Origin of the sequence: Chryseobacterium sp. 6424, from assembly GCF_003692615.1 — a bacterium.
In the GTDB taxonomy this organism is placed as follows: domain Bacteria; phylum Bacteroidota; class Bacteroidia; order Flavobacteriales; family Weeksellaceae; genus Kaistella.
Window position 1 is genome coordinate 2,472,088 of record NZ_CP023540.1, and the last position, 24,521, is coordinate 2,496,608.

At 42.4% G+C, this 24,521-nt stretch carries 23 protein-coding genes and 1 pseudogene; 13 read left to right on the plus strand and 11 right to left on the minus strand.

What is annotated here, in order from left to right:
• The first annotated feature begins 9 nt into the window (after window positions 1-9).
• The 5 genes from CO230_RS11590 to CO230_RS11610 all read left to right on the plus strand — a co-directional run bounded on the left by CO230_RS11590 (window position 10) and on the right by CO230_RS11610 (window position 4,152).
• Window positions 10-663 (plus strand): CBS domain-containing protein, encoded by a 654-nt coding sequence (locus CO230_RS11590; RefSeq protein ID WP_122028744.1) that lies wholly within the window; start codon window positions 10-12, stop codon window positions 661-663.
• Window positions 664-1,533, plus strand: coding sequence for an NAD kinase (locus CO230_RS11595; RefSeq protein ID WP_122028745.1), 870 nt, complete (start codon window positions 664-666; stop codon window positions 1,531-1,533).
• Between the two features lie 65 nt (window positions 1,534-1,598).
• Window positions 1,599-2,666 carry a class II fructose-bisphosphate aldolase gene (gene fbaA, locus CO230_RS11600; RefSeq protein WP_122028746.1) on the plus strand — a complete coding sequence of 356 codons (1,068 nt, stop codon included), beginning with the start codon at window positions 1,599-1,601 and terminating at the stop codon, window positions 2,664-2,666.
• A 76-nt stretch (window positions 2,667-2,742) separates the two neighbouring features.
• Window positions 2,743-3,591, plus strand: a complete 849-nt coding sequence (gene accD, locus CO230_RS11605; protein ID WP_122028747.1) for an acetyl-CoA carboxylase, carboxyltransferase subunit beta — start codon at window positions 2,743-2,745, stop codon at window positions 3,589-3,591.
• A 48-nt stretch (window positions 3,592-3,639) separates the two neighbouring features.
• Window positions 3,640-4,152: a DUF6973 domain-containing protein gene (locus CO230_RS11610; protein WP_122028748.1), complete on the plus strand. Its 513-nt coding sequence runs from the start codon at window positions 3,640-3,642 to the stop codon at window positions 4,150-4,152.
• A gap of 4 nt (window positions 4,153-4,156) precedes the next feature.
• Here CO230_RS11610 and CO230_RS11615 read toward each other — a convergent pair whose 3' ends face one another.
• Both CO230_RS11615 and CO230_RS11620 read right to left on the minus strand, forming a co-directional pair.
• Complete coding sequence (locus CO230_RS11615) at window positions 4,157-5,395, minus strand: PQQ-dependent sugar dehydrogenase (RefSeq protein ID WP_122028749.1); 1,239 nt, start codon at window positions 5,393-5,395, stop codon at window positions 4,157-4,159.
• A gap of 63 nt (window positions 5,396-5,458) precedes the next feature.
• Window positions 5,459-5,839 carry a hypothetical protein gene (locus CO230_RS11620; RefSeq protein WP_122028750.1) on the minus strand — a complete coding sequence of 127 codons (381 nt, stop codon included), beginning with the start codon at window positions 5,837-5,839 and terminating at the stop codon, window positions 5,459-5,461.
• 42 nt (window positions 5,840-5,881) lie between these two features.
• Between CO230_RS11620 and CO230_RS11625 the strand changes: the two genes are divergently transcribed.
• From CO230_RS11625 to CO230_RS11650, 6 genes are all read left to right on the plus strand, one after another.
• The gene (locus CO230_RS11625) at window positions 5,882-7,381 is read left to right on the plus strand and encodes a S41 family peptidase (RefSeq protein WP_122028751.1); all 1,500 of its coding nucleotides are present in this window, start codon (window positions 5,882-5,884) and stop codon (window positions 7,379-7,381) included.
• 100 nt (window positions 7,382-7,481) lie between these two features.
• Window positions 7,482-9,470 (plus strand): excinuclease ABC subunit UvrB, encoded by a 1,989-nt coding sequence (gene uvrB / locus CO230_RS11630; protein ID WP_122028752.1) that lies wholly within the window; start codon window positions 7,482-7,484, stop codon window positions 9,468-9,470.
• A 195-nt stretch (window positions 9,471-9,665) separates the two neighbouring features.
• Window positions 9,666-10,208: a hypothetical protein gene (locus CO230_RS11635; RefSeq protein WP_162990035.1), complete on the plus strand. Its 543-nt coding sequence runs from the start codon at window positions 9,666-9,668 to the stop codon at window positions 10,206-10,208.
• A 44-nt stretch (window positions 10,209-10,252) separates the two neighbouring features.
• The gene (locus CO230_RS11640; RefSeq protein ID WP_122028754.1) at window positions 10,253-10,855 is read left to right on the plus strand and encodes a hypothetical protein; all 603 of its coding nucleotides are present in this window, start codon (window positions 10,253-10,255) and stop codon (window positions 10,853-10,855) included.
• A 15-nt stretch (window positions 10,856-10,870) separates the two neighbouring features.
• Window positions 10,871-13,099, plus strand: a complete 2,229-nt coding sequence (locus CO230_RS11645; protein ID WP_122028755.1) for a DUF11 domain-containing protein — start codon at window positions 10,871-10,873, stop codon at window positions 13,097-13,099.
• Window positions 13,100-13,125: 26 nt separating this feature from the next.
• Window positions 13,126-13,674 (plus strand): hypothetical protein, encoded by a 549-nt coding sequence (locus CO230_RS11650; protein ID WP_122028756.1) that lies wholly within the window; start codon window positions 13,126-13,128, stop codon window positions 13,672-13,674.
• 56 nt (window positions 13,675-13,730) lie between these two features.
• Here the strand turns inward: CO230_RS11650 and CO230_RS11655 are convergent, their stop codons facing one another.
• The 4 genes from CO230_RS11655 to CO230_RS11670 form a co-directional block, all read right to left on the minus strand.
• The gene (locus tag CO230_RS11655) at window positions 13,731-13,952 is read right to left on the minus strand and encodes a DUF3820 family protein (protein WP_122028974.1); all 222 of its coding nucleotides are present in this window, start codon (window positions 13,950-13,952) and stop codon (window positions 13,731-13,733) included.
• Window positions 13,953-13,963: 11 nt separating this feature from the next.
• Window positions 13,964-15,046 (minus strand): AI-2E family transporter, encoded by a 1,083-nt coding sequence (locus CO230_RS11660; protein WP_122028757.1) that lies wholly within the window; start codon window positions 15,044-15,046, stop codon window positions 13,964-13,966.
• A gap of 73 nt (window positions 15,047-15,119) precedes the next feature.
• Entirely contained in the window at window positions 15,120-15,845 is a 726-nt protein-coding gene (locus tag CO230_RS11665; protein WP_122028758.1) for a beta-carotene 15,15'-monooxygenase, read from the minus strand.
• A 63-nt stretch (window positions 15,846-15,908) separates the two neighbouring features.
• A complete protein-coding gene (locus CO230_RS11670) occupies window positions 15,909-16,676 on the minus strand; it encodes a hypothetical protein (RefSeq protein ID WP_122028759.1) in 768 nt (255 codons plus the stop codon).
• A gap of 30 nt (window positions 16,677-16,706) precedes the next feature.
• Here CO230_RS11670 and CO230_RS11675 point away from each other — a divergent pair, with 30 nt between their 5' ends.
• Together CO230_RS11675 and CO230_RS11680 are read left to right on the plus strand one after the other, a co-directional pair.
• A complete protein-coding gene (locus CO230_RS11675; RefSeq protein WP_122028760.1) occupies window positions 16,707-17,684 on the plus strand; it encodes an aminodeoxychorismate synthase component I in 978 nt (325 codons plus the stop codon).
• Window positions 17,668-18,291, plus strand: a complete 624-nt coding sequence (locus tag CO230_RS11680) for an aminotransferase class IV (protein WP_122028761.1) — start codon at window positions 17,668-17,670, stop codon at window positions 18,289-18,291. Before CO230_RS11675 ends, CO230_RS11680 begins: the two co-directional genes overlap by 17 nt.
• Here CO230_RS11680 and CO230_RS11685 read toward each other — a convergent pair whose 3' ends face one another.
• The 5 genes and pseudogenes from CO230_RS11685 to CO230_RS11705 form a co-directional block, all read right to left on the minus strand.
• Window positions 18,292-18,630, minus strand: a complete 339-nt coding sequence (locus CO230_RS11685; protein WP_122028762.1) for a hypothetical protein — start codon at window positions 18,628-18,630, stop codon at window positions 18,292-18,294.
• On the minus strand, window positions 18,630-19,568 hold the full coding sequence (locus tag CO230_RS11690) for an endonuclease/exonuclease/phosphatase family protein (protein ID WP_228438148.1): 939 nt from the start codon (window positions 19,566-19,568) through the stop codon (window positions 18,630-18,632). Before CO230_RS11690 ends, CO230_RS11685 begins: the two co-directional genes overlap by 1 nt.
• 51 nt (window positions 19,569-19,619) lie before the next feature.
• Window positions 19,620-20,375 carry a rhomboid family intramembrane serine protease gene (locus tag CO230_RS11695; RefSeq protein ID WP_122028764.1) on the minus strand — a complete coding sequence of 252 codons (756 nt, stop codon included), beginning with the start codon at window positions 20,373-20,375 and terminating at the stop codon, window positions 19,620-19,622.
• Window positions 20,376-20,380: 5 nt separating this feature from the next.
• Window positions 20,381-22,141, minus strand: a complete 1,761-nt coding sequence (gene mutL, locus CO230_RS11700) for a DNA mismatch repair endonuclease MutL (RefSeq protein WP_122028765.1) — start codon at window positions 22,139-22,141, stop codon at window positions 20,381-20,383.
• A gap of 179 nt (window positions 22,142-22,320) precedes the next feature.
• Window positions 22,321-24,431, minus strand: a pseudogene (locus CO230_RS11705) (prolyl oligopeptidase family serine peptidase).
• Window positions 24,432-24,521: the final 90 nt, after the last annotated feature.

Below are 24,521 nucleotides of genomic sequence, written 5' to 3' on the forward strand. Positions count from 1 at the left end.
ATTAGCCTAATGTTTACCAAAGACTACATCTCCAAAGATTATCCTGCTTTCAATGCTGGTGATGCTATTGAGGAAGCAAACGAAATCGCCAGAGAATTCGGGTATTCGCACATATTCATCAAGAAGAAAGGGATTTATCAGGGCGCCATCAGCCAGTCTTTTTTAGAGGAAAGCCCCGAAGGACCGTTATCTTCCCTCGAGATCCATTATGAAAAATTCGCGGTGTTGGATGATAACAACCTGCTCGATACCATCAAACTGTTCCATACCTTCAATGCCAATGTAGTCCCGGTAATCAATAAAGAAGAGCAATACCAGGGCTATCTCTCGTGTGACGATATCTTTAATGAATTCTCCAAATACGCGCTTTTCTCTGAAAACGGAGCGGTGAAGATCGTACAAACCAGCGGCCGCCACTATTCGATGACGGAAATCTGTAAGATCATCGAGACCAATAACGGCAAGATCTACGGTTGTTTCATCAATGCGATTACGGATGATTATATACAGATTACCATAAAATTCAATGCAGAAAATGCCAGTTCTATCGACGAAACTTTTGAAAGATATGGCTACAGCGTAGTGCATAAATACTATGATGATGAAAAAGAGGACTTGCTGAAAGACCGTTTCGGCTTCTTCCAGAAATATATGCAGTTTTAGATGAGGAAAGCAGCAATTTATTCCCAAAAAAGCGACCTGGATACCTTCCTGTATCTGAGCAAATTCGTTTCCGAACTCGAAAAACGGGGCATCCAGGCCATTTTATATGAAGAAATGGCAACGGCTATGCAATTCTCAAAGATTTTCGAAACCTTCACCGGTAAAGAAGACCTGGAAGAAAAGCGGCCCGAATGGTTCTTTACCTTTGGTGGCGACGGCACGATCGTAAACTCCTTAATGTTCGTGCAGGATCTTGAGATCCCTGTTGTCGGGGTGAATACCGGCAGACTCGGGTTTTTATCAAGTTTCAGCAAAGAAGAGGTTTTCCATAATCTGGATAACATCATCAAAGGCGAAGTGCACGTGAGCCGGCGTTCGGTTATCGAAATAATATCGCCTGAAAATGCAGGGTTCTTCCCGTATGCGCTGAACGACATTACCGTTTCCCGCAAAGAAACCACCGCTATGATCACGGTAGACTCTTATATTAATGATGAATTCCTGAACGTTTTCTGGGGCGACGGTGTAATCATCTCCACACCCACAGGCTCCACAGCCTATTCCCTAAGTTGCGGCGGACCAATAATCACGCCCAACAACAATACATTCGTCATCACGCCTATTGCGCCACACAACCTGAATGTGCGGCCACTGATCGTAAACGATGATGTAGAGATTCGGCTGAAAGTAGAAAGCCGCGTCCCACAGTATTCGCTTTCATTAGATTCCAGACTCGCGCATATGGAAACCGAGGTGGAGATTACACTGCGAAAAGCCAAGTTTCAGATTTTACTGATTCATCCGAAAAACCTTAGTTTTTATGAAACCATCCGCCAGAAACTGCTTTGGGGCAAAGACAAAAGAAACTAAATGTTTTGCATAAAATCCTTAACTTTACACGCCTTAAATAAATTAAATCTTCTAAAAAATAAATTATGAGCAGACGTTTTCCGGCAGGTGTTGCCACAGGTCAATTGGTTACCGAGATTTTTAATTATGCTAAGGAAAATAACTTCGCGCTTCCGGCAGTGAACGTTATCGGTTCCAGCAACATCAATGCAGTGCTAGAGACTGCTGCCAAACTTAATGCCCCCGTAATCATACAGTTCTCTAACGGCGGGGCTGCTTATAATGCAGGCAAAGGACTTAGCAATGATGACCAGAAAGCGGCCATCGCAGGTGCGGTTGCCGGCGCCAAGCACATCCACACGCTTGCGGAAGCTTACGGGGCAACAGTGATCTTACATACAGACCATTGCGCGAAGAAACTTTTGCCGTGGATAGATGGTTTAATGACAGCAAATGAAACGTTTTTCGCAGAAACCGGAAAATCCCTATACTCCTCCCACATGCTTGACCTTTCGGAAGAACCTATCGAGGAAAACCTTGATATTTCCTGTAAATATTTCGAAAGAATGGCCAAAATGGGCATGACCTTAGAAATTGAGTTAGGCGTAACTGGCGGTGAAGAAGATGGCGTGGACAATTCTGGTGTAGATTCATCAAAACTTTACACACAGCCTGATGAAGTGGCATACGCTTACGAAAGATTGAACGCGATCTCACCCAACTTTACCATTGCGGCCGCTTTCGGTAACGTACACGGCGTTTACAAACCAGGAAATGTAAAACTTACGCCGAAAATCCTTGATAATTCACAGAAATATGTTCAGGAAAAATTCGGCACTGCTGAAAAACCGGTGAATTTTGTGTTCCACGGTGGCTCGGGTTCTACCGTTGAAGAAATTCGTGAAGCCATTGGTTACGGCGCTATCAAAATGAATATTGATACCGACCTGCAATTTGCCTACACTGAAGGGATCCGTGATTACATGACACAAAACATCGAATATCTGAAAGCACAGATTGGAAACCCGGACGGAGACGACAAACCGAATAAGAAATTCTATGATCCGCGCGTTTGGGTAAGAAAAGGAGAAGAAACATTCGCGAAAAGACTTGTTCAGGCATTTGAAGACCTGAATAATGTAAATACACTTTAATATGTTTTGAGTTTTTAGCGTGTGAACACCAACTAAAAAATTAATCCGCTAAAACCTGAAATTTAAAATTTTAATAATGGCATTTGACTGGTTCAAAAGAAAGACAAAGAATATCACCACCTCAACCGAGGACAAGAAGGATTTACCAAAAGGGCTCTGGCATCAGACACCCACGGGTAAAATCATTGAGCACGAGGAACTTAAAGCAAATAATTACGTTTCGCCGGAAGACGGCTTCCATGTAAGGATCGGCAGCCGCGAGTATTTCTCCATCCTGTTTGATGATAATAAATACACCGAACTGGATGCGAATGTGGAAAGTGTGGATATGCTGAACTTCAAAGATACCAAATCGTACAGCGACCGCCTGAAAGAAGTAAAAGCCAAAACCCGGCTTACCGACTCCATCCGCAATGCTACCGGTAAGGTAAATGGCGTCGATATGGTGATTTCTTGTATGGATTTTGCGTTTATCGGCGGATCTTTGGGTTCGGTAATGGGCGAAAAAATCCGTCGTGCGGTAGATTACTGTATCGCGAACCGCTTGCCTTACATGATTATATGCCAGTCTGGCGGTGCCAGGATGCAGGAGGCCACTTATTCCCTGATGCAGTTGGCAAAAGTGCAGGCTAAACTTGCGCAACTTTCTGAAGAGGGCTTGCTATACATCGCTTACCTTTGCGACCCTACTTTTGGTGGTATCACAGCTTCGTTCGCGATGACGGCAGACATCATTATGGCAGAGCCAGGCGCGCTTATCGGGTTTGCCGGCCCGCGTGTAATTCGTGAGACTATTGGTAAGGATTTGCCTGAAGGCTTCCAGACATCCGAATTCCTACAGGAAAAAGGTTTCGTAGATTTCATCGTAAAACGTACAGAAATAAAAGAAAAAATCTCGAAAACGGTGAAACTACTGGTTCACTAATATTTAATTCTATAATCAAAATCTCTCCTGAAAAGGGGAGATTTCTTTATGAAAAGAGCCGTAAAAATCATCTTTAACACGCTTAGAACCCTCAGTATCGGTAAAATTTTACAGTTACTGAAGCTTTGTGTGCCTCATCCGCTCCTCACGCTGCTGGCCTTCTACGCCACAATCAGAAGTTTTGTACTCGCTCAAAAATTCTTCCCTCAAACAAGTTCCAAAAGCGGTATTGGCAACGCTTTCCGCCATGCTTTGTGGACCTGTTTAATAATGATGTACTGCTGTAAAGTGACTTCGCCTAAAAAAGCCCTTGTATTTTGTAAACGGATGACCGATTTGCATGAAGACCTTTTCCCGAATGAAAAGCCCGACCGTATGATGGATCTACATAATAATAAAGTGGGGATGGATCTCTTCATGGAAATGTTGCAGGGCATACACCGCCAGTTCTTCGAGACCAGTTTTTTCATTGAAAAACTGTTCATTAAAACAAAAACCGCCAGGGTCATGCAAGATTCCGACGGTGATTATGGTAATGAGCTAGTCTATATCGAAGAATAAAATCCTAGTTTTTAGCAACGCGGTACAATTTTCCGCTGTCTGATACTGCATATAGATGGCCGTTCTTAGCGCTTAATACATCACGTATGCGGTCGTTTTGGTCTGTCAAAAGCCATTCTTCTCCTACTACTTTATTGTTTTCAATCACCAGTCGGATAATTTTCTTACCACTGAGGCACGCAATCATCATGTTATTCTTCCATTCACCAATGTTACCTTTGTAGAAATCAATTCCACTCATGGATATGGAAGGATCCCAATAATAAACCGGTTGCTCTGTACCAGCTTTTTGTGTGGTTCCGTTATTGATTTTTTTGCCGCTGTATTCAATTCCGTAGGTCACATCGCCCCAGCCATAATTTTTTCCGGCTTGGATGAAGTTGATCTCGTCGCCGCCTCGCGGTCCCATTTCCGCATCCCAAAGTTGGCCCTTCTCATCAATGGCCATCCCCTGTGGATTTCGGATTCCGGTGGCATAAATCTCGGGTTTCCAACCAGCTAATGTAGGATTTCCGGGAGCAGGTTTGCCATCTTTGGTAATCTTAAGGATTTTACCCAGATAACCATCTTGCCGCTGCGCGTATGGTCTCATTTCCATGTCTGATCGTTCGCCGGTACTTACAAACAGGTGGCCATCCTTATCGAAAGCCAACCTGCTCCCAAAATGTTTATCGCCATCATAGGACGGGGTAGCACGGAAGATCACAACTGGGTTTTCGATCATTTTTTCATCGGCAGAGAGTTTACCTTTGGCCACAGCGGTATGGTTTCCACCACTCATGTGTTCTGAATAGGACCAATAGATCATTCGGTTTGAGGCAAAATCCGGGTCAAGGGCTACATCAAGCAAGCCACCCTGCCCTTTGTCGTCCACTTTGGGCAGACCTTCTACCTTCGACACGTTGCGCCCGTCCGCCGAAACGATATTGAAATAACCAGATTTGGCGGTGATTAATAATCTACCGTCTGGCAAATCAACTATAGCCCAGGGTTTATTTAAATCAGTATTCAGGATTTCCACTTGATAGGGAGTGGATGTTTTCACCCCTTTGATACGTGTTTGCCCAGCAAACGCAGGCTGATATTCCGGTGAATTTGGCGCGGCAGTCTCGGGATTAGCCAAAGTGGTGTTTACCGTAGCCGAAGGCTCTTGCGGGGCTGTAGCTGTGGTGTTATTCCCACTACAGGAGTTTAAGATAACGATCCCACAAAATGGTAGAACCTGAACCAGTAATGATTTCATAATTAATGTTTTTTTTAAAGGAAATTAATACTTTTTGCATCAAATATTGCGCCTGGACAAGAGTTATTCTGCTTTAAGACGGAAATTAACTGGCTTAAACACGTCGGCGGTATCTGTTTTGAAAAATATTCCGTTCTCACGTTCAGTAACATTAGGTTTAAACCCCAAAATCTTACGGGATTGTGTGAGTACATTGATGTGATACGTAAGACCGACTTTGTTTTCTTCAGAAATATTTTGCTGGATTCTGTTGATGACCACAGCCGTAGGCGGAATGGAGTCATGCGATAAACTGAAACTCACCTTATAGCCCCTCTCCCCTGAATTATCGTAAGTTTGATAAGCAGGCTGATGTACTTTTGGCAGTAGGTTTGCAGTACATGAAAGGGTGAAAAGTGCTGCCGCAACAAGTAAAATTGATTTAGATAATATATTGATTTTCATGTTTTCACGTTTTAATTTTGTTTACAATTAATAATATTACAAATGAACACTAAAATATATTTTTCGGGTTTAGCGCTGCTTACCTTGCTTCTAAGCGCATGCTCCCGGGATAATGATCCGGATCCTGCACCAAAAAATTCCGGCGAGACGAACGCTGTAAATGATTTCGTTTGGAAGGCCATGAATTCTTGGTATTATTGGCAATCCAATGTCCCTAAACTTGCTGATAACTTCAAAAACTCTGCCGAGTATTCTTCATTTATCAATGGTAAGACACCAGACGGCCTATTTTACAGTTTGCTTTATGACTATGGAAATACCGACCGCTTTTCCTGGATTGAAAATAACAATAACATTGTACGCGCCTCGCGTATAGCGGAAGTTGAGATGCTGACAGGATTCGATTATGCGGTATATCCGAAAGACAATAACGGTACAAACGCAGTAGCATTGGTAAACTACGTGGTCCCCGGCTCTTCTGCTGCGAATGCGGGCATCAAGCGTGGCGACATCATTACAAGGGTGAACGGCACACCGTTGACATTCAATAATTACCAACAGTTATCCGAAGATCAGTTTACCGTCACAAGAGCGGCCACCGCTACAATGACCGCCACAGCATTAGTAACTACCGACAAAGCGGAAAACATCGCCATCACAAAAACCAATATCGACGAAAATCCTGTGGCGCATTACCAAAAATACAGTTATGGCGGTAAAAACATCGGGTATTTGGTATATAACGGTTTTAAATCTGATTATAATGATGAATTAAATGCTGCCTTTGCTAAAATGAAGTCGGATGGTATTACCGAACTCATCTTAGATCTGAGATACAATGGCGGTGGCTCGTTGGAAACAGCAAAAGCACTTGCCCAGATGGTAAACGGCAACTACACCAACCAGCCTTATGTATATCTCGATTTTAATGCGAAACACAATGACCAGGATGGGATGGATTATCTAAGCAATACGGTAAAGACCTACAATATCGTGAACGGCTACCCTGAGCAAACCGGCCAACAAAATATCAATAGCCTGAACCTTAGCCGGATTTATGTCTTGGTATCATTTCAGACCGCTTCTGCAAGTGAACTTACCATCATCAGTCTTAACAAATATGTTCCGGTAATAACCATCGGTAATGAAACGACCGGGAAGTTTGTAGGCTCAATAACGCTTTACGATTCGCCAGCATCAGATTATACTTCTTATTCAACAAGAAACACCTCGCATAATTGGAAGTTGCAGCCCATCACTTTCTCTTATTACAACAAAGATAAAGATCCTAACCCCTCAGAAGGGATTGTGCCAAATTACGAGATCAATCCTTTAAGAGCCATCAATAACATCAAAGAGTTCGGTAATACTTCAGACCCTGAACTGAAGAAAGCATTGGAACTCATCACCGGGCAAACCATCAAGATGAAAACCGAATATCCCGAAACATATACCGGTGGAAAAATCCGTTTTCAGCCGAAAGTTGCTGGCGGCGGCTTAGTGATTGAAGACTTCGAGAGCTTCAAGAAAAGCCGTAAGTAAAGTACTGTAAAACACGTAAAGACAGAATCGCTACTCCATGCTTTTTCCGTATTTTTGCAGATTGTTTAATCTTAATTTAATGTGACCTCCGCAGCCTATCATGCAGTTCAAACTTCAATCTGAATATCAACCTACAGGGGACCAACCACAGGCAATTGAAAAACTCACCGCCGGCATTAGGCAGGGCGAAAAGTATCAAACATTGCTGGGGGTAACCGGCTCGGGTAAAACTTTTACCGTAGCCAATGTGGTAAACAAAGTGCAGAAACCGACGCTGGTTCTTGCCCATAACAAGACTTTGGCCGCACAGCTTTTTATGGAATTCAAGGAATTTTTCCCGGAAAACGCGGTAGAATACTTCGTGAGTTATTACGATTACTATCAGCCGGAAGCCTTCATCGCCTCAACCAATACCTATATCGAAAAGGACCTTTCAATTAACGAAGAAGTTGAAAAACTAAGGCTTTCCGCCACCGCAAGTCTGCTTTCCGGCCGCCGCGATGTGCTGATCGTAGCTTCCGTATCGTGCATTTACGGTATCGGTAACCCGACCGAATTTAATAAATCGCTGATTGAAGTTCGGAAGAACGCAAAACTTACCCGAACCAACTTTCTCCATAAACTGGTAAATGCACTCTATGCACGTACGCTGAATGAGTTTACGCGCGGCACCTTCCGCGTGAAGGGCGATGTCATTGATGTCTATCCTGCGTATGCTGATAACGGCATCCGGATCCAGTTCTTTGGTGATGAAATTGAGCGAATCCAGAGTTTCGATCCACAATCGGGCAGTGTCATAGCTGATTTTGAAGAGATCAATATCTACCCAGCCAATCTTTTCGTTACTTCTAAAGAAACACAACACAACGCCATCCGAGAAATACAGGATGATTTGGTGAAGCAGATAGATTTCTTTAACGAAATTGAAAAACCTTTCGAAGCCAAGCGTTTACAGGAACGTACAGAACTGGATCTTGAAATGATGAAAGAACTCGGTTACTGTAGCGGAATCGAGAATTATTCGCGCTATTTTGACCGAAGATTGCCCGGCACGCGACCTTTCTGTCTCTTAGATTATTTTCCGAAAGACTACCTGATGGTGATTGATGAAAGCCACGTCACCGTACCGCAAGTCCACGCCATGTACGGCGGCGACCGAAGTCGTAAGGAAGTTTTGGTGGAACATGGCTTCCGGCTGCCAGCCGCGATGGATAACCGCCCGCTGAAGTTTGAAGAATTCGAGGCGATGCAAAACCAGGTTATCTATGTATCGGCTACACCCGCGGATTATGAACTGGAAAAAACAGGGGGCGAATACATCGAACAGATTATACGGCCAACCGGCTTGTTAGATCCTGTGATTGACATCCGGCCGACTATGAACCAAATCGATGACCTCATCGAAGAAATTCAGAAACGAGCAGAACTGGACGAAAGGGTTTTGGTGACCACTTTAACCAAGAAAATGGCCGAGGAACTTACCAAATATTTTACACGATTCGGAATCCGGACGCGCTATATTCACTCAGATGTAGAGACTTTAGAACGAATCCAGATCATGCAGGATCTTCGCGTTGGACTTTTTGATGTTTTGGTGGGCGTGAATTTATTGCGGGAGGGTCTTGACTTACCCGAAGTTTCGTTGGTGGCCATCTTAGATGCAGATAAAGAGGGAATGTTACGGTCGCGCCGTTCGCTTGTACAGACAATAGGCCGGGCAGCGAGAAATGTAAACGGTAAAGCCATTTTGTACGCCGACAAAATCACGGGCTCGATGCAACGCGCGATTGACGAAACCAACTATCGCCGCCAAAAGCAAATGGAATATAATGAAGCCAACGGCTTGGTACCAACCTCCTTAAATAAAAAGATTTCGGAAGTATTGGTTGGCCGCAGCAAAGATTTCCCGGATCCGAAATATACGCAGAAAGAAATCCTTAAACAGGTAGCCGAAGATAAAAACAACTATGGTAAAGATTACACGCAGTTGATTGCTGAGAAACAAAAAGCCATGGAAGCCGCCGCTAAAAACCTAGATTTTATAAAAGCTGCCAAACTACGTGATGAAATCGCTGCGTTGAAAGGATGATAAATATCATGAAATACGCTAACTCTTTGATTTTTCAAATCTTATCTTGCTTAATCTATAAGCAATAACTACCTTTGCCGCTTATTTATTAGCCTGATTACCTGTTCGAAAAGGCATAACACCCGCATTTGCTTTGTAAGTGCTAAAGTAACTGTAGTATTATTTATGCTATGGTCTTTACAGATTTTTGCACAAATGCATATACAAGGTGATATTACTTTATCGGTCACCCGGGGCGCATATATTCATACAGACAGTTTGAAAATCTCCGGAAAGGCATCTACTCAAAAATTTGATATAGAAAAACACGGTAACGTATATGTTTTAAAACAAACAGACTCCTTAAAGTTCCACAACGCTGAAAAACCAGCACACAAAACTGATATACTCGCCGTTCATCAGCCAAAAGTTGAAAATAAATCAAAAGAAATAAAGAAAGTTACAGCCAGGAAGAAGGTAGCTCATACAAAAACATTTTCGCAGAAACTGCCCAAAATATATCATCACTCTTCTTCTACAACTTTAACTTTTATAGAGAAATCTAAAAACTTGGCTGTTACAGCAGGTGGATTTTTCAGTTTCAAATCAGTAGAAAAAACGTTTGTTCCTTATTTTTCTAACTATTTTTTGTTAAAAAGACACTTAAGTCAAAATATTTTCCATACAAATGATTTGTGTGTTAATATATGGAGTCTAAATGTTTTAAAAGTTCGGCCTCCGCCACAGCTTAAAGTTTAATTACCAAATAAAATTTTAAGCTAACAATATTTTAAATAAATTCAATGAATAATCTTTATAAAATACGAGCGTTTATCAACCTGCGAATACTAATAATCGGCAGTTTTTTACTTCTCAGCGGGCTGATGTACGCGGATGGATCCCGCGATTTGTATCCATCTACTGCTACTGGCTACCGTGCCTATTTGAGGTCCTATGTTGGAACAGGAACTGGGATTACGGAAAATTATCCATTCCCAACTCAAGGTACACATTATGTGTATGCTAACGTAGGTGAAAGGATTGCCATAGCATCAAGCTCAACAGGAGCAATCAGACTTTACGGGCCAAAGAATACCGAAATTAATATCGGTGGTGGCACTACCCGGACTGCGGGTATTATTGCAAACCGGACGCAGGAACTGGCTGGTCCTCAGTTGCCAGGACAAAATATCGCAAATCGTTATACAGCACTTTACTATACCGTACCTGAGAACGGCGCAGGTGTATATCGCGTTGAAATGGACGGTACTGGCGACGCGGCTATTGACACAACTATAAATGCTACAGCAGAATGGACTCAACCTACAAATTCTGCAGCTATCAGAGCATGGGACATTTCAGTTATAAATACCATGAACACAGATTTCATTAAAGGACGTGTTTAAGTAAATGTCTTCAACATGAGTACAGGTACTGGAACCCCACAATCAAATGGTTTTTACGGAATATTCTATGTCTTTACAAAGGATGGCTACAATTACCGTGTTAGCAATAATGGAAATAATGGGATGTATTTCACTTTCTTTGTTAATAATAACGGATTTTTGAATGCAACCACGAAACAGCCGATTTACAAAAGTTTAGATACATCAAGAAATATATCAAACCAAGTACAGGATCCCCGCGCTGTTGATACAGCAATCCAAACAACGCACAAAATTTTCTATACCTTACCAGCTACAGACTTGCCAACCGGTACTGTACCCGCAGCGGTATCGGGTGGATCAACTTGGCTGCGTACTCCTGTTACTGCACTCCCTTCCGTATCTAATATTACCTTGATAGGTGTTGAAGGGATTCCTGGGCAGGTAAGTAATAAAGGAGGTTATGTAAAGTTTAATGCAAGCCAGCAAGGCAGCTACAAGATTACCATTCAAAGTCCTGTGACGCCAGCTACTTTTACGACCAGAATATTAACGGGTGCAGCGACAGCAGGAGCCAATGAGGTCTTATGGGACGGAAGGGATGGGAATAATATTCCATTGCCCGCCGGGACCACCCCAGCTCAGGTAATAGTGCAATTGCAAGGAGCAGAAGTGCATTTTCCTTATATAGATATGGAATATAATAAGAACGGAATCTTTATTGAACTTCTGGATAATAACAACTTAAATAATGTTGTGTCTGATATTGTATATTGGGACGACAGTACAATAACAGGAAGTAACGCTGTAGATAGACCAAGTCCTATTGTAAACTCTCACCTCCCAAATGGAAACGGGTTAAGCAGCCGTTCGAATGGACATAAATATGGCTTTACTGGCGAATCATTTGGTAATAATAAATCTATTGACACCTGGGCTTTTGTAAAAGGTTTGGCTGTTACACAAAACTCACAGGTAGTAGTAAAAATCGCCGACCTCAAAGTAAGTCAACTTACAGTGAATCGTGGCAATGTACTGCCGGGCGAATCCTTCACTGCCACCGTAAAAGTAAAAAATGATGGTCCCGACGCTGTAACCGCGGCCCCATTTTCATTTTCGCTGCCGCCGGGATTTATAGCGGGCGCTGCTACTTTCAGTGGAAACGGTTGTGGCACACAGGCAACAGCAATCTCCTATGATGCTAATACACGGAAATATAATTCTGTTTTAGCGCTTCCGAATGGTTGTGAAGTAACATATACATTCACGATTACTGTAAATTCAGCCTCGTTGCCAACCCAAGGCTTCCAGAATTTCCAGGCAGGCATCCTGCGTCAAAACGATTTCACGGATCCGGATGCAACTAATCAGAACCCTACAGTGCTACCGACCGACCCCGTTTACGAATGTGCAAACAATGGCCTAGGCGGTACATGTAATAACCTTAAAAACGTGTCTGTGTACTATTCTTCTACTACACCCTGTACTGAAGAAAATTTTACCCAAGTATTCAGTGCGACAAACGGAAACAGTTCCACATTCACCATTCCTGCCGTAACCTACGGTGCACAGGTTGACATCTTCACGCTGGATAATTCTTTTGCCATTAGCGTTAACGGTGTAGACATCACTACGCAGGAACTTGAATTTCAATCAAGCGGCACTACAGGAATTAACGTACAGTTTGCTGACGGAACAAACTACGAAATTGGCACCCCACTCATCTACCAGATCGAAGGCAACGGTACATCACCTATGATTCGGGTTTCAATTAACCAAAATGGCGTAATCTCATTCTTTGGCAGTAAGGTATCAAACGGACCTTTGTTTCCGCTGGTTCTTACAAACGGAAACGCTGCGAACTTAATCAACTGGAATACTGGCGGCACCAATACGATTACAGTAAAACAATCTGTCAATGGTCCAACCCGTATCACAGGACGTGTTTCCGGTCACAACATAGGAAACTGTGTATGTTATAATCCGGCAAATACGTCTTCTGCAGGTCCGGAAACGAAAGTGGGCATCACCACCCTTCAAAGAGCTGGCTCCGCGAACGGAAACTGGCCAATGATTCGTCAGTCAGGTCATATTGCACTAGAATCTAATTCCAAAGGTTTCGTGCCGACTAGGGTAACAACAGCACAACTTGCTGGAATCATTGAACCACAGGAAGGTATGATGGTGTATGACACTACGGAGAAATGTCTGAAAATTTATGCTGACAAAGCATGGAGATGTTTCTCAACTCCTGCATGTCCTTAATTATTTAAATATTAAAATTTAAAAAAATGAGAAAGATAATATCACTAATTATAGTTGCGTGTTCCGTATCGGCATATTCGCAGGTAATCATTGGGAATGAAACTGGAACCGCAGCCACGAAAACGTCAGTATTACTCGAATTCGCGGCGGGACAGAACAAAGGACTGATCCTCCCATACGTTAGAACATTGCCTACAGGCAGTACTTTGGCTGAAGGTACTATGCTTTTGGACACCAGGTCCGCCAATACAGCCCGTGTAATGGTCTATAGAAACGGAGCATGGTTCGACCTTAGCAGTGGTAATACAGCGAACCTCAGTACCATTATGACCTCACAGCCAACTAACGTTACCGAAACTTCAGCTGCCAAAACAATTATCGGTGCAACTACTTCTAATGCTGACGGAGTTTTAGTACTGGAGTCTAATTCGCAGGCAATGGTTTTACCTACCGTTCAGAACACGGCGGACATCCCAAGTCCCGCCCCCGGTATGATGGTTTACGTAAACAGGATTGGCGGTAAAAGACTGGCTGTTTATAATGGCTCAGCCTGGACTTACTGGAAACCGCAATAACATTTTATACTAAAAAACAGAGTGCAAATTGCACTCTGTTTTTATTTTAAGACTACCTATCGCGAGATTCTCTTTCGAATCGGAATCAGAAGTTCTGTAAGTCCATTTATCTTGATTTCGTAAATGGTACTAAGTTGCATGCCAAGCTTTCCTTTGGGCATTCCTTCACGCTGAAGCCATTCAAGATAATGTACCGGAATATCAGCAATTATCACATTTTTGTACTTCCCAAAAGGCATTTTATCAATACAAATCTCCTCCAGGATCTGCGGATTCATCATTTCCATCATCAAATAGTAAGGTCAATTTTTTCTTCAATTTCTTTTGGTTCCGGTAAAATCAGCTCATTTTCGTCATCAGAGAACTCATCGCGGTATACTTGGATCAGCATGACGGTAATAGAAACAAGTATCGGCCCGAAAATAAGCCCCATAAACCCAAAAATATTCATACCAGCAATAATACCGAACACAGTATTCAGCGGATGGATGTTTTCCAGACGTTTAAGAAGGGTAAATCTTAACGCATTGTCGGTAAGTCCTACCACGATCAGGCAATAAATCGCAAGGCCAAGTCCGGGGCCTGTGCTTCCTTCAGCAATCATAAATATACAAACCGGTACATACACCAAACCCGCTCCCACAATCGGTATCATGGATGCGACCGCCGTTAGGGCAAACAGCAAGACCGGACTTGGGGCACCAAAAATAAAATAACCTATCAATGCAACAATCCCCTGTCCCAAAGCTACCACTGGAATACCTATCGCATTAGCAATCACCATCTTACGAATTTTGTCGCCGAGTAAATGCACGTTAGATTTTTTCAGAGGTGCTGAGCTTTTAATCAATTTTTCAAAAAGGCGTGGTTTTTCGAGCATAAAATACAGGATGAAATACATCGAAAGGACCACCGTGAGCGTATTGAATGTGCCACTGAGCGCGGAAGTAGTATATTTCCCTACATTGCTTTTAAATGTGTTCAAGTTATCTTTGCTTAGGATATCGACTTTGGTTTTAGCATACACAAAATCATGTATTTTATCGACAAACTCATTGAATTTTTCCATGTACGCGGAGGCATTCCCAAGTTTTTCGAGCAAAAGATCGGCAATGAAATATACCGGCAAAATCAGTACTATTAGCGTACCGATAATGATCACCGTAGAGGCCAGCCAAGGCCTCCATTCCTTTTCTTCCTGCAGGTAAAGATTATATTTCCTGGAGATAATGTACAGCGTAATCGCGCCTAAAAGCGACGGTATAAACAGCGAAAGGTTAAAACAGATGAGACCGGCCAGCACCAGAATTACGGCCAACAGAAATATCTGTTTAATCTTCACCTCACTGATCTGGTATTTTTTATTTGGCATAACTAAAATTTTTAAGAAAAAAACAACAGCGCAGTACTGTTGTTTCTAAGCTCATTTCAAGGAACATTCGGTTTTATTGGTTCAGCTCCCTTGGCTTTCCACAGAAAGCGCAGTAAGCGGAATATATTACCACCATATAGAACGGCAACGTAGCAAAAATACCAATACCGCATAGTAAAATCCCTGCCAAACTGATGATAAGCGCCAGTAAAGATGTTAAAAGCAGTACGCCATAATTATTCTTCGCGATGCGGAAGGATTTACTCATCGCATCCACAAAACTGGCATTCTCAAACAGCAGTATAGGATAGGCGAGGAATAAAAAAGGAAGGACAAAGAAGAAAGGCAACACACACATCGCGAATGAAATACCCATAATTACTGATGAAACAAATGAATAAATTATGATATTCAGAAAATTCTGCCGGTAACCAATAAATAAGTCCGAAACCTGAAGCGGCAGCCGCGAGTCATATTTATTCGCCATATACAATAATCCTACAAAAATCGGTGCCAGTAGCAAACTTACAAGGCCCGAAACGCCGTAATACAACTTCATTCCCGGGTAAGCCCAAATATCAAGATCCCCGAAATCCCCATCGCTGCTTATGATTTCCTCTGAAAATCCCTTGGAGTCAAATCCTGTGAGCGGCTGCACGAGCATCGGTACAACAACGTAGATGACCATGGCCAACAAACCATACAGAAATACACCTTTATACGTTTCAAAAGCGTGAGAAATGATTTCGTTGGTTGATTTTCTTGGCGTACCGGGATTGATGGTTTCGTATGTTTCCATTACTTAGTTTTTTTTAATGTTTTTCAAATTTAAATTTTAAATCAGAAAATCATGCATAATTACCTAATTTTCTTCAACTTCTTTATACAAATACCGGTAAAGCACATAAATCATTGAATTAAAAAACGGAAAGGTCAGTACAAAACCGATACCGCACAATAATATTCCACTTAAAGAAAACAGCAGCGCCACCACCATCGCAATCACAACGGTACTGAAGTTATAGCGGAGTACCTGCCAAGTAAGCCCAATAGCTTTAAAGATTTTTACATTGAGGAAGAACATCAGCGGCACACAGAAAAGCGTAAGGAAAATCCAAGCGACACCCAGAAACAGAAATGCGTTGGCATACGTGAAGATAATCATCCAGAAAAGGTAAAAGCCCACAAAACGAAAGAAATCTGAACCCTGGTAACCCGCAAACAAATCATTAAAAAACACAGGCTCTTTTAGCTCAATCTTACGGTAAATCTTGTAAAGACCAACATTTAAAGGATTTAGCAACGCAATAAGTCCGAAAAAAGCCAGCGTGAAATTCGCGGCCTGCGGCGTTTTCGCAATTTCCTCCATTTTCTTGTTGAAAGTCGGCAGATCTGTCTGCACCAGGTCGCGGTATTTCATAAACTCATCCCACAACCCAAAATACTGCACAAGATAAAAATAGCCTGCCATAAATAAAGTGAAATATAACAAGCTGAAAACCAAATGATAAAGCAACGCCTTATTCCAATAAAAAAAAGCCTGGCGAAGGATAAATGAAAGCCCATTTTCGGGTTGTTGATAATTTTGCATGTTCAAAAATACATCTTTCCCGCGGAATTTGTAGCTCATTTCGCAACGCCGATTTCTTACATTTGCCAAATGAATTCAATAGCAAAAGCCGGTTTCGATAAAATGGATGCGTTATCTACAAATGGTATCCCATTTTTCTTTCTGATTGATTTTCTTTTACACAATGTAAAGGTTTATACCGAAGACAAATTACAGAAATCAGGCTTACTCATTGATTTTCCAATGTTTACAAACTTATCAACAAGGCACGCGGTGGCGAAGGATTTAAATTTTGAAGCGATCCCAATATCACCGGAGCACTATCATCAGGGCTTTGAAACCATCACCCAACACCTACACGCCGGTAACTCTTATCTCGTTAACTATACCTGCAAATCTGAAATTAAAACCAATTATACGTTGCACGAGCTCTTCTGGGCTGGCGACGCAAAATATAAAGTGCTATATCCTGATAAATTTGTTTTCTTTTCGCCTGAAACCTTTGTTGAAATAAAAGATGACATTATATCAACCCATCCCATGAAAGGTACTATTGATGCCTCTATTGAAAACGCGCCGGAAATCCTGAAAAACGACCACAAGGAAAAAGCCGAACATTACACTGTGGTGGACTTGTTACGGAACGATCTGAGCATGGTCGCCAATAACGTTAAGGTAACTGATTTCCAAAGGATTGACTACATCAAGACACATCAGAAGAATCTTTACGCGATGAGTTCTGAAATTTCCGGTACGGTGAAGGAGGAATATTCAGGCAAGATGGGCCAGATTTTAAAAGCCATACTGCCGGCAGGCTCTATTCTGGGCGCTCCGAAAAAGAAAACGCTTGAAATTATTCAGCAGGCCGAAACGTACGACCGTGGTTTTTATACAGGCGTATGTGGCTGGTTTGATGGTAAAAATCTCGATTCTTGTGTGATGATCCGCTTTATTGAGCAGGAAGAAGAAAAATTATATTTCAAAAGCGGCGGTGGCATTACGCATTTGAGTAAATTTACCGATGAATATCAGGAAATGAAAAATAAAATCTATGTCCCGCTTCATTGAAAGTATTAAAGTTGAAGATAAGAAAGTTTACCTGATAGCTGAACATCAGCAGCGCATGAACCAGACTTTTGCATATTTCGGGAAAGAAAATCCTATAGAGCTAAACCAGATCTATAACAGCTTGAACCACAACGAAAAAGGTCTTTTTAAATTTAAAATCATTTACGATTTAAACGGGAATTTCCGTACGCAGATGATGCCTTATGCCATCCGTGAAATCTCGCATTTCCAACTCGTTGAAAACAGTTTTTATAGCTATCCGTTTAAGTTTGAGGATCGAAGCATACTTGAACAGATGGCCACAAAGGCGGGCACCGGAGAAGTGATTATTGTGAAGAATAATCACATTACAGATACCTCTTTCTCAAACATTTTATTTAAAAAAGGACGCGACTGGTTCACGCCAACCACTTATTTGCTGAATGGCGTGCAGCGTCAACATCTGTTGAGGACTAAAAAGATAAAACAAGCGGAGATCACCTTACAAAACCTTAATGATTACTCTCATTTTCAGCTCATTAACGCGATGAATACATTTGATAGCAGTATAATTTATCCGCTCAACAAAATCCGGAATTTACCGGCTACACACGACCTCTCAGACTAATCATTGATGTTCGCCTTCCGTCTTTACAGCAGTAGGCAAACTTTTATTATCTGTATTTTCCTGTTTTAACGGCTTTTTTTCCTGGGTTTTCACCTCTTGCAGACGTTGTTCTTCCTTTCGTTTTTCAGCCATATTTCTTAATGAATCCTGATACCTTTGTGAAGACATCAGTATTTGCCTGGCTACGTCTGTGGAAGTGGCACCCGCAGAAAATGAATCAATAGCTGTGGTATCATAGGTGGCGGGCTCTATAACTTCTTTGTTTTCAACAGTTAATCCCTTAGATTCTTTGTTGCAACCTATTAAAAGCAGATACAGTATAAATAAAAACTTCTTCATTACTTTTCAAACTTAAAGGTAGCTATAACAGGATAATGATCCGACATTTTTTCGTGCCGATCTACCCAGTAACTTATTGGTTTTAAATCTTTTGAAGAAAATATATAATCAATCCTGATGGGGAATTTATAATCATGAAAACTGGTGGAAAGACCGTTTCCGGCAGTCAGGAAAGCATCATGAAGCACATCCGATAACTGATAATATTCGTAAGAACTTGGCACCGCGTTGAAATCACCCGCAAGAACAACCGGATAAGGCGAATCCAGGACAGCTTTCCGGATGGCCGCAACCTCATCCTGATGAATCTTAAATGTGGGGATCAAAGTCCCGGCGATATACCTCACTTTCCGCTTGTTCTTCTCGTAATCCTCGCTGGGCTTCACTTTGTTCTTATCGAATGCAAAAGGATTTAAATACATATTAATGAAACGTACGGTGCGTCCTTTAATTTCAATATCCGCGTAAAAGCTCTCCCCGTTACTGGAAGTCTCAATTCTCTGATGTTCAATAACTTTCGTCTTCGACGCCAATCCAACGATGGAATAAGATTGAACTGTGTTGGGATAATCTGTATTTTTAAGGTTTTTCGCATATTCCTGTACCAAGATAACATCGGCATTGCTGTTTTTAAGATAGCTGTATAGCGTTTCCTTACCATAGGCAGCACCTTTTATATTCATTGTCAGCACTTTAAAATCTGCTACTTCACCTTCCGCTGGAGCCGTGAAATTAATCCACCTTTTGGCTGGATAATAGAATAGCAAGGTAGCAGCCAAAAAGATAAACGCTCTTTTTTTCCATAAGACCAGCCACATCATACATAAAACGGTGTGTATAATCAACAGGAAAGGAAAAGCCAGCGACAGCATATTCATCCACGCAAAAACCTTTGGCGGAACATAGGCATTAAGCGCCGTACCCGCGAGCAAAGCCACCACGGTGAAATGAAAGACCGTAAAAAGAAACCTAAACAGCCGCACAGGATTTTAATTAAAACGGTAAAGATGTTTCCGCCAACTACGGGCCAGTAAAAAGCCAACTATGGCACCACCAATATGGGCAAAATGCGCCACCCCATCCATTGAGCCACTAAATCCTAAATACAGCGAGATGACGATGATACCCGGAAACAGATATTTCGCCTTGATGGGAAACGGAATAAACATGAAGAAAAGTTTCGCATTCGGGAACAATGTTGAAAAAGCAGCTACCACGCCAAAAATAGCGCCGGAAGCCCCCAGCATCGGGGTTCGTAATGCCATAAAAAGCTGTTGTGAAAGCGCAGCGCCTTCGCCCGTTTGTGCCGAAATACTTAAATCGCCCGTATAACCTATCGCTGCCTTAGGGTAAATCTCCGCCGGATTGATGCCTAAATTATACAAAGCCTGTACAATTTGGTTCACTTCATATAAATTCCAAAGATTGAAAAGTACGAACGCACCAAGGCCACTCGCAAAATACAGGATCGTATATCTTCTAGAATCCAGCGTCTGCTCCAACGCCGGCCCAAAACTCCACAATGTCAACATATTAAATAAAATATGGGTAAGACCAACTCCCTCGCCAATCCCGGCATGCATAAACATGTGTGTGACGATTTGCCAAGACCTGAAGTTGGGTGAAAACGGGTAATACGCCGACATCAGGTAATACATCTGTGGGAAGAAAAAGTTGGCCAGCACATAAACTGCCACACACAGAATGATGATATTTTTAGTAATCGGGGTGAGTTTCGGGAACATAATTTCTAAAATTTATTTTTAAGTTCTTCCAGCGGCAGCTCAATATAACACCGTTTGCCGGACGGAAGGTATTCCGGGAAGCCTAAAGCGGTAAAATCTTTGATCACCAACTCGGCATCCGTCTTATACAGAAAATCGAAGCGCGATTTGCTTTGTATCTTATTCCATTTCTGTTGATAGAACTCCATGAATTCTTCTTCTGTGCGGTATTCGAGAATATCAAATAGCTGCTCCATAAATTTCATGACCTGTGTTTCTTTAAGACCTTCGGGAACCGCATCAATACGGAGTACATTATCATTGGCCAAAACCATTTCAAAGCCCAGCTCCGGTAGATATTTTTTGATGGAACGGTACTTCATTTTCTCTGTTTCATTCATATGATACTCTAATGAGAAGAGCAACGTGTGCCTTTCGATGGCGCTGCTTTTCCGTTTGTTACGGTCTGCGATTATCAGCCTGTGCATTCTGCCCAGATCCAGCATCAGCGTTTTGCCGCCTTTGTTGAAAAGCCAGTAACCGTTCGGGAGGCGCATCAGATCCTCATCGAAATCTTCATCTTCAAACAGGTTTATTTTCGATGGTGCCGCTGTAACGGTTTGCTGATATATTTCGGTTAAAGCATTTTTCTCGCCTGCCGAGGTTTTTTCTACCAGAAAAGGGTTGTAATCTCGGTCAACTGTAATTTCAGGTGCACGAAACATGCCACCGGTATTTTTCTGCATTACAAATGCATCCATGCTGGTATCTTTCTCGAAATCCAGACTTGGCGCTACATTATAGATGCCGAGCGATTTCTTGATCGTAGAACGTACCAAAGCGAAGATCAGGTTTTCATCCTCAAATTTCACTTCAGTTTTCTGCGGATGAATATTTACATCTACTTTCTCCGGATCAAGTTCAAGAAAAAGGAAAAAGGTAGGGATGTAGCCCGGCAACAGCAATCCGTCAAACGCTTCCTGTACTGCCTTATTGAAATACGCACTGCGGAAATAGCGGCCATTCACGAAGAAAAACTGTTCTCCGCGTACTTTTTTAGCACCTTCAGGCTTGGCGACAAAACCATTCAGTTTCACCCAACCCAAATCTTCTTTGATAGGGACCAGCAACGCATGCAGCTTCCGCCCAAAAATCTCTACGATGCGCTGCAGCAAACTGGCTTTCCGAAGTCTGAACACAATTTCATCGTTATGGAAAAGTTCAAAATCCAGGTCCTCGTGTGCAAGCGCAACACGCTGGAATTCATCAATTATATGCCGGAATTCTACATTATTGTTCTTGAGGAACTTCCTACGTGCGGGGACGTTGTAGAAAAGGTTCTTCACCAAGAAATTAGATCCTTCTGCTGTTTGTATCGGTTCCTGGAACTGAAAACCGCCCCCTTCGATATAGATATTGGTCCCTGTCTTTGCTTCTTTTGTTTTTGTCTTAAGTTCCACCTGCGCTACGGCAGCTATTGAGGCCAAGGCTTCCCCGCGGAAACCTTTGGTAGAGATCCGGAAGATATCTTCTGTGGACTGTATTTTTGACGTGGCATGCCGTTCGAAAGCAAGGCGCGCATCTGTATCACTCATCCCGATCCCGTTATCTACCACCTGAATAAGGTTTTTACCGGCATCACGGATGATGAGTTCTATTTTAGTAGCCTTTGCATCGATTGCATTCTCCATGAGTTCTTTTACGATCGACGCAGGCCGTTGCACCACCTCTCCGGCAGCAATTTGGTTGGCCACATGATCGGGCAAAAGTTTTATAATATCTGACATGTATCTTTATCCTCGCACAAAAATAATGATTAACAACGGGCTTTCGCAAATTAATTGAAAACTGGCTGTCTAAAGCAACTTACTCACCGAAAAGTTGATAGCGGCCCGTTTTTTTTGTTTTTTAATAATGAAAAAGCTCCCTGACGCCATATCAGAGAGCTTGTTTACTGCTTTGGGATTTATTTTTTTAAATTTTGGATACCCATTTCATACAGCGCGAAACTTAACAAGTCTGCATTTTCGCCAATTACCTGTTCGGTGCTGCGGCCGGCGCCGTGCCCTGCATTTACTTCAATCCTTACCAAAATCGGGTTGCTGCACGATTGCTTTTCCTGAAGTTCGGCCCCAAATTTAAATGAGTGCGCGGGTACCACACGGTCATCATGGTCGCTGGTAATAATCATGGTAGATGGGTAGCAAACACCTTTTCTTACATTGTGAACGGGAGAGTAAGATTTCAGGTATTCAAACATTTCCTTACTGTCTTCAGCGGTACCGTAATCATAACTCCAACCAGCACCGGCTGTAAATTTGTTATAACGCAGCATGTCTAAAACGCCTACACCGGGAAAAGCCACTTTTGCCAGATCCGGACGCATCGTCATAGTAGCACCTACCAGAAGCCCGCCATTCGACCTACCCGAAAGGGCCATGTATTGGCTGGAGGTATAGCCTTTGTCCTGCAGATATTCACCAGCGGCGATAAAATCATCGAATACATTTTTCTTCTGCATCTTCGTGCCTGCATCATGCCATTTTTTACCATATTCGCCACCACCACGGATGTTGGGTACGGCATAGATGCCTCCGTTTTCCATCCAAATAGCATTCACTACGGAGAACGCGGGCTGTAGGCTGATGTTAAAGCCACCATAAGAGTAAAGGATGGTAGGATTTTTACCATTCAGTTTTAGTCCTTTTTTATAATTAATCATCATTGGGACTTTGGTGCCGTCTTTGGAGGTATAGAAAACCTGTTCAGAAACGTAGTCCTCTGGATTGAATTTAATGTTCGGTTTCTGGTACACTTCAGATTTGCCGGTTTCGACATTGTATTTGTAAATAGTTCCGGGGGTGATGTAGTTGGTGTATGAGAAATACACTTCCTTGTCGGTATCTTTCCCACCAAAACCACCGGCAGTACCGGTACCAGGAAGTTGGATATCGCGCACGAGTTTCCCGTCATAATCAAACTGGCGGACAGAGGTAACCGCATCTTTCATGTATCGGGCAAAGATATAGCCTCCACCGGTAGATACACTCAGGACATTTTCAGATTCTGGGATCACGTCTGTCCAAACCTGTGGATTTTTGATACTGAATTTCACCAACCTCATATTTGGGGCATCTTTATCGGTAAAGGCATAAATGATGTCACCTTTCGAGTCGATAAAATCGGTATTATAGCTGTACCCTTGCTGAATAGGGATAAAATCTGTTTTATTCTTTAAATCCTTAATATAAAGTTCATTGCCATTGGTTGCCACGGAAGCATTGAGGATCTCGTACCGTTCGTCATCAGAAACTCCTACAGACATATATCTGCGCTTAAAGTTCTCGCCACCGATAACCAACCGGTCTGCAGATTGTTTGGTCCCCAGTTTATGGAAGTACACTTTGTGCGTATCCGTCTGTGCAGAAAGTTCGCTGCCTTTCGGTTTATCATAGCTGGAGTAATAAAACCCTTCGTCGCCGGACCATGATGCGCCGGAGAATTTCACATCGGTAATGGTCTCGTCAATGATCTCCTTGGTGATGGCATTCATGATGATGATCTTGTTCCAGTCGCTGCCGCCTTCAGAAATAGAATAGGCGACCAGGTTCCCTTTCTTATTGAAGGAGATGCCTGCGAGCGAGGTCGTTCCTTTATCTGAGAATTTATTGGGATCAAGGAAACCTCGGTTTTTCCGTCTTTATCGGTTCGGTAAAGTACAGACTGTGCCTGCAGGCCGTCATTTTTATAGAAATAGGTATAATCTCCTTCTTTGAAAGGTGCGCCTATTTTCTCATAATTCCAGATATCTTTAAGTTGTGTGCGGATTTCTTCCCGGAAAGGGATTTGCTGCAGATAATCTTGTGTGAATGCTACTTCGCGCTGTACCCAGTCTTTGGTATCCGCCGCCCGGTCGTCTTCCAGCCAGCGGTAAGGATCTTCTATCTTTACCCCGAAATACTCATCCGTATGGGTAATTTTCTTGGTTTCTGGGTAAATTCGGTTCTGTGTCATTTTCTGTGGTGAACAGGCTGCTAAAAATAGTGCGCCCGTTAAAACAATTGCATTGGTCTTCATTGATAAAACGGTTTTTTCAAAATTAGAAATTTTAAATGAGATGCCACTACGAATCGTAATATTAACAAATTTTAAAACCAAACCATTTGT

Bases quoted from the DNA above. Each gene is read 5' to 3' on its own strand.
- CO230_RS11665 (WP_122028758.1), bottom strand. From the start codon at position 15,845: ATGGAAACATACGAAACCATCAATCCCGGTACGCCAAGAAAATCAACC.
- CO230_RS11635 (WP_162990035.1), top strand. From the start codon at position 9,666: ATGCATATACAAGGTGATATTACTTTATCGGTCACCCGGGGCGCATAT.
- CO230_RS11615 (WP_122028749.1), bottom strand. From the start codon at position 5,395: ATGAAATCATTACTGGTTCAGGTTCTACCATTTTGTGGGATCGTTATC.
- accD (WP_122028747.1), top strand. From the start codon at position 2,743: ATGGCATTTGACTGGTTCAAAAGAAAGACAAAGAATATCACCACCTCA.
- CO230_RS11645 (WP_122028755.1), top strand. From the start codon at position 10,871: ATGAGTACAGGTACTGGAACCCCACAATCAAATGGTTTTTACGGAATA.
- mutL (WP_122028765.1), bottom strand. From the start codon at position 22,141: ATGTCAGATATTATAAAACTTTTGCCCGATCATGTGGCCAACCAAATT.
- CO230_RS11590 (WP_122028744.1), top strand. From the start codon at position 10: ATGTTTACCAAAGACTACATCTCCAAAGATTATCCTGCTTTCAATGCT.
- CO230_RS11670 (WP_122028759.1), bottom strand. From the start codon at position 16,676: ATGAGCTACAAATTCCGCGGGAAAGATGTATTTTTGAACATGCAAAAT.
- CO230_RS11620 (WP_122028750.1), bottom strand. From the start codon at position 5,839: ATGAAAATCAATATATTATCTAAATCAATTTTACTTGTTGCGGCAGCA.
- CO230_RS11660 (WP_122028757.1), bottom strand. From the start codon at position 15,046: ATGCCAAATAAAAAATACCAGATCAGTGAGGTGAAGATTAAACAGATA.
- CO230_RS11685 (WP_122028762.1), bottom strand. From the start codon at position 18,630: ATGAAGAAGTTTTTATTTATACTGTATCTGCTTTTAATAGGTTGCAAC.
- CO230_RS11695 (WP_122028764.1), bottom strand. From the start codon at position 20,375: ATGTTCCCGAAACTCACCCCGATTACTAAAAATATCATCATTCTGTGT.
- CO230_RS11655 (WP_122028974.1), bottom strand. From the start codon at position 13,952: ATGAATCCGCAGATCCTGGAGGAGATTTGTATTGATAAAATGCCTTTT.
- CO230_RS11625 (WP_122028751.1), top strand. From the start codon at position 5,882: ATGAACACTAAAATATATTTTTCGGGTTTAGCGCTGCTTACCTTGCTT.
- CO230_RS11680 (WP_122028761.1), top strand. From the start codon at position 17,668: ATGTCCCGCTTCATTGAAAGTATTAAAGTTGAAGATAAGAAAGTTTAC.
- fbaA (WP_122028746.1), top strand. From the start codon at position 1,599: ATGAGCAGACGTTTTCCGGCAGGTGTTGCCACAGGTCAATTGGTTACC.
- CO230_RS11595 (WP_122028745.1), top strand. From the start codon at position 664: ATGAGGAAAGCAGCAATTTATTCCCAAAAAAGCGACCTGGATACCTTC.
- CO230_RS11640 (WP_122028754.1), top strand. From the start codon at position 10,253: ATGAATAATCTTTATAAAATACGAGCGTTTATCAACCTGCGAATACTA.
- CO230_RS11610 (WP_122028748.1), top strand. From the start codon at position 3,640: ATGAAAAGAGCCGTAAAAATCATCTTTAACACGCTTAGAACCCTCAGT.
- CO230_RS11675 (WP_122028760.1), top strand. From the start codon at position 16,707: ATGAATTCAATAGCAAAAGCCGGTTTCGATAAAATGGATGCGTTATCT.
- uvrB (WP_122028752.1), top strand. From the start codon at position 7,482: ATGCAGTTCAAACTTCAATCTGAATATCAACCTACAGGGGACCAACCA.
- CO230_RS11650 (WP_122028756.1), top strand. From the start codon at position 13,126: ATGAGAAAGATAATATCACTAATTATAGTTGCGTGTTCCGTATCGGCA.